We start from the raw sequence: 4,704 nt of genomic DNA on the forward strand, positions 1-4,704 counted from the left end.
TTAATGCCAACTGACTTAACATCGACATCCGCTGATACGTGGCGTCATCGGCATATATCGTTACCCGTTCGTAGTGACACTGGCGCAGCATATCTTGAAACAGGGTCACCACATAATTGAGCCCTGCGGGATTGATCTCTAACTCGATATACCCCTCGGCACTGGCCACCCCAGAAAAAACCCCCGCTTTAACGCATAATTTCGGCTTATTACCCTGCCAGCTCAGCATAATGGGGCTGCCCGTCATCTTTAGCTTCAGGTCCGCTTTCACCCCTGCCGTCAGCTTACACAAGCTGGTGGGCCAGCGATCTTGCTGCCACTGCAAGCGCTGCATCAGCCGGCGTGGCGGCATCCACTGCACTTCACCCGTCACACTTGACCCCACTTCCACCCCGATCTCCCCTTCGATCGGGCCCTTTTTTATCCTCACCTTATCAACCCACGTCATGCCACTTAAGCGAAAGCCACCATTGGCAAAGTTAATCGCCGCCTCCCCACTGGCCGCCAGCATCGCCCCCGCCTTGCCCCACGCCTTGGCGTGCAGCAGCGCCGACCATGCCCCCAGCTCCACGGTATAAAGGCCGCCGCGCTGACCTTGCCCTTTAAGTTGCAGCACCAACTGCTCAGGTTGTTCCGGAATATGAAGGCGAAACAGATCAACTTCCCCGTTTAGGGGGTAATAACTTGCCTCCACTGTATGTTTATATTTCCCGCCCCAGGCAGATTGATTGGTGCTACTACCGCTAGCGATGCCCACATTACCGCTGACCGAATGCGCTTGCTCGCTTTTTCCCGTGGCCAGATGAGTGGTGCGCTCAGTGCTGGCAGTGGCCTACTTATCTGCCTTTACCTCATCTGATTCATCTGCTTCCACGGTTTCTATACGGCGGGGGACAAAGAAGTTATTGCTGGTCAGCATGGTGTGAGCCTGAGCGGTGAGCGTGGCGTATTTAAGTTCCTTCGAGCTGAAATCATGCATGAAGTAGTTAAAGAACGCGTTGACCATTAATGGCACCCTCTTGCTCGACTCATTAAAGTTCACCACGAGCTCGGCTGCGTTCCTGATCCTGAGCCGGAGCTCGTTAGCTTGTTTGATCGCCTTTGCATCTTGCCACACTTGTTCCAGCCAACCCCACCGCTCTTTAAGCAGCGCCCGCTCATCGTCAGTGGCCAGCTTGCGCCGAGCCGAGTAGTCATAGTGCTTTTCCCCCAGCCAGAGGCAATAACAGGTCATGTGCCGCTCGAACCCATCGGGGGTCGGGTCGAGCCTACCGGCCCACTGCTGGTAGTAGTGGCAGAACTCCTGCACTGAGTATCCGGCTAGGTTATCCAGCATGACGAAGTAACTTGCGACCTTACGAGATGTTTTCTCTAAGGTACGGAAATTGGGGAACGGCACCTGAGCGCGGCGAGCGGTATCAAACATCGCTCTAAGCGGCACTCGGCACAGCTCAGCACTGGGACGCTGCTCGTTGGGCAGCAGTCCACCGGTGACATCCTCGCTGACGCCGGGGTAGAGCTCTTCCCGCCAACCCGGCTGCAACGGTCCAAGCGGCAACAGTGGCCGATAGCCTCGCCGTTCATGGGCAGCCACCAGATGCAGGGCCCGCTTAACCGCAGGGTGCAGGGGCTTGTTATGGTCAATCACCTTGGCACTGGCCACCACCCCGATCGGCATGGCGGCGGGACTTTTGGTAAACAGACTGGCCCAGTCAAATACCGTCGTCACGGTATCCCCCATGTCAAGCACACCACGGCGTGAACAGTCGAACAGGCCCGCAAAGATCACCTCGACCTTGCTCCCCTCATAGCGGTACTCATCATCTAACTTGGTACAGACTGACTCCAACAGCTCCTCGATAAACCGGCGCGCCAGCGCCGCCCCCAAATCAGCGCCAAAGACCGACACTTGGATCAACTTAATCGGCAACTGGTTCTCTTTCTTGCTGAGTGCAAGGTTTTCTTTGAACTTGTTTTTGGCAAAATCGATCCTGGCATCGACCCCAGTCATCAGCAGATCAGCAACAGGCGCCATATCCCGGATAGGGGCCACGGCTTCCAGTGCTGCTTGCTGAGCGGCCTTTTTCAGGGCAGCGAATGACGCCTCACCACTGCTCTTGAGGGTCAGCAGATCACTGAGCTTATGGCTCAGTACCTTGCTCCAATCCCCTTTGATGGCATCGGCAACCGTCTGTTTGGCCTGGCCGGCCAACTCGTCAAGATAATCGCCCGCCAATGCCTGCTGCCTTGCATCCATAATGCTGTCTAGCCGATCAGCGGTCGTGTCGTTAAGCTCAGTGCCCAATCCCGGCACATAGATTTTGGCGTATGAATAAGACGAGGTAAGCGGGGCTTTGATCTCAAGTGGATGAGCTCGAAATAGGCGACCAACATTGGTCAGCCGCTGGTGCGCCTCATCGATATAAATATTTCTATTACTACCATCAAAGAAAACGCCAATTTGCAATGCCAACGAGCAGGTGCCGATACCTGCTTGATGGAGACTCTCTTCTCGCTCTACTCGGCATGTAAGATCCTCTCTATCTGCCATGACTATTTCCTTGTCCGATATGTATCAATCACATCATTCATGACGGGTTCAGCCCACCCTCCCCAGCGCACCATAACTTTGTTGTTGGGCAAGAAGAGGACATGAAAATTATCCATCCCCTTTTCCCGCTTGGGCATGGGCAGGGTGAGCGAGTGCTTTTCAAATTGATAGCCTGCTTTTTCTTGCTCCTCGGTCATATCGAGTTCCCAATCGATCTTTACCGTGTCGCCGTCTATCCGATAGGGGCCTGCACTTCCCCCTCCACCCGCACTAAAACCGTCGAATGCAAACGTGTTACTGCCCATCTTGCCATTGACATAGACGTAACTGATGGGCCGATCAATCACCGAATGAACCACGATAGCGGCCCCGCCATGTCGCTCTTGCAACAGCAGGCTCCATCCTAGCCACAGCACCAGCACTATGGCACTCAGCCAGCGCCCCCAGCGGGGCATCAAGTCCCATGCCGCCGTGGCCATGGTGGCGATAAATCGTGTCAGGCTTTTTTCTGTTGTCATGGTTGTCTCTTCTGTTCTGCTAGGGCTGGCGAGCAGGTGCCGATCCCTGCTTGATGGAGGCTCTCTTCTCGATCAATACGGCACTTCAGGTCGTCTTTATCAACCATCACTATTTCCTTGTCCGATAGGTTTCGACAATGCTATCCATCTCAACTGGGCAGCTATGGGCCCAACGAATCATCGGGGTATTATCAGGTAGCATCAGGACACAGAAATCATCCTGCCCCTTCTCCCGCTTGGGCATGGGCAGGGTGAGCGAGTGCTTTTCAAATTGATAGCCTGCTTTTTCTTGCTCCTCGGTCATATCGAGTTCCCAATCGATCTTTACCGTGTCACCGTCGATCCGATAGGGGCCCGTGCTACCACCACCAGCATTCAACCCGTCAAACGCAAACGCATTACTACCCATCTTGCCATTGACATAGACGTAACTGATGGGCCGCTCCATCACGGATGCAACGTCAATAGCGGCCCCGCCATGTCGCTCTTGCAACAGCAGGCTCCATCCTAGCCACAGCACCAGCACTATGGCACTCAGCCAGCGCCCCCAGCGGGGCATCAAGTCCCATGCCGCCGTGGCCATGGTGGCGATAAATCGTGTCAGGCTTTTTTCTGTTGTCATGGTTGTCTCTTCTGTTCTGCTAGGGCTGGGCTCCCACCTTCTAGATAGGCCAAGCCCCAGAGCATTAACTGAGCCTCTGTTGCCCCAGCCTGCTTGGCCTTATCGAGCGCCTTACGAACCATGGCCATGCGTTCACAGGGCGGAAACTGCGCGATATGGTCCCCTGACTGCCAAAGCGCCAACAAGCGATGAGCTTGGGGGGACCCCTCAAGGGCTTGATAGAGCGCGGGGCTAAGCTGCACTAACACGGGTTCTGCCGAGGGGATAGACAGCGCCAACTCACGCCAGTTGCCATTACACTCTCGCAGCCACCAACGGCTGATACCGCCGAAGAGACCACCCAACCAAGGGGCATGCTGTTGGGCAAGCAGCAAGGGCAAGGCATCAGGGGTGTAAAACCGTAGCAGCATACTGAACTGGCCCCTCGGTTCTATCACTCTGACGCCCAATGCCAGCTGCTTTTGCAGCGCTGCCAACGACTGTTCGCTGTCAATCAAGCCCACCACATGCCCTTGCTCAGCAAGTGCTGCCAGCAACATTTCATCTTGCTGCGAGCACTGCCAAAGCCAAGGACCAAGGCTGACTAGCTCAAACAGATCGTCGTGCACATAAAGTGGAAGAAAGCCCCCGTCACTGAGTTTTTCTCGTTGTTCGACACTGAGATGGGCCGCTTCAAGCAGCACTATCGTCTTTCCCTCACGCCATATTGATTCTGGTAGCATCTTATTCTCCCTTGACCACCGCATCGCCCTGAGCCATGGCCCTCAACATGCAAGGAATGCAAACTGATTTTTCAAGGGGTGGCATGGCTTTAAACAACGCAGGCTTAGGTGGGGCAACGACCTCAACCGCCCCGGGTAGATTCGGCATGTGTCCCCCCCAGCCGCTGCCACTGCCGGGGCTGCCGCCGGAGTTGATCTTGATGGTCGGGCCGGACAGGGTCACCCCGCTGGGGTCAATTTTGACAAAACTACTGGCGACCTTAACGGTGAGTTCCACCCCCGCTTCACGCA

The 4,704-nt window shown here is 55.4% G+C and carries 5 protein-coding genes and 1 pseudogene; all 6 read right to left on the reverse strand.

Annotated elements, in window-relative coordinates:
* Positions 1-694: hypothetical protein (locus tag CUC53_RS15755; protein WP_157798301.1), on the reverse strand; the 694-nt coding region annotated here is incomplete at its 3' end.
* Between the two features lie 138 nt (positions 695-832).
* On the reverse strand, positions 833-2,551 hold the full coding sequence (locus CUC53_RS15760) for a DUF2235 domain-containing protein (protein WP_100295024.1): 1,719 nt from the start codon (positions 2,549-2,551) through the stop codon (positions 833-835).
* Between the two features lie 2 nt (positions 2,552-2,553).
* Entirely contained in the window at positions 2,554-3,069 is a 516-nt protein-coding gene (locus CUC53_RS15765; protein WP_100295025.1) for a DUF3304 domain-containing protein, read from the reverse strand.
* 109 nt (positions 3,070-3,178) lie between these two features.
* Complete coding sequence (locus CUC53_RS15770) at positions 3,179-3,691, reverse strand: hypothetical protein (protein ID WP_100295026.1); 513 nt, start codon at positions 3,689-3,691, stop codon at positions 3,179-3,181.
* The gene (locus CUC53_RS15775; RefSeq protein WP_100295027.1) at positions 3,688-4,413 is read right to left on the reverse strand and encodes a DUF4123 domain-containing protein; all 726 of its coding nucleotides are present in this window, start codon (positions 4,411-4,413) and stop codon (positions 3,688-3,690) included. Before CUC53_RS15775 ends, CUC53_RS15770 begins: the two co-directional genes overlap by 4 nt.
* A 1-nt stretch (position 4,414) precedes the next feature.
* Positions 4,415-4,704 (reverse strand): annotated as a pseudogene (locus CUC53_RS15780) (type VI secretion system tip protein VgrG); the annotation flags it as partial.

The sequence above is a fragment of the Aeromonas cavernicola genome (assembly GCF_002795305.1).
GTDB lineage: Bacteria > Pseudomonadota > Gammaproteobacteria > Enterobacterales > Aeromonadaceae > Aeromonas > Aeromonas cavernicola.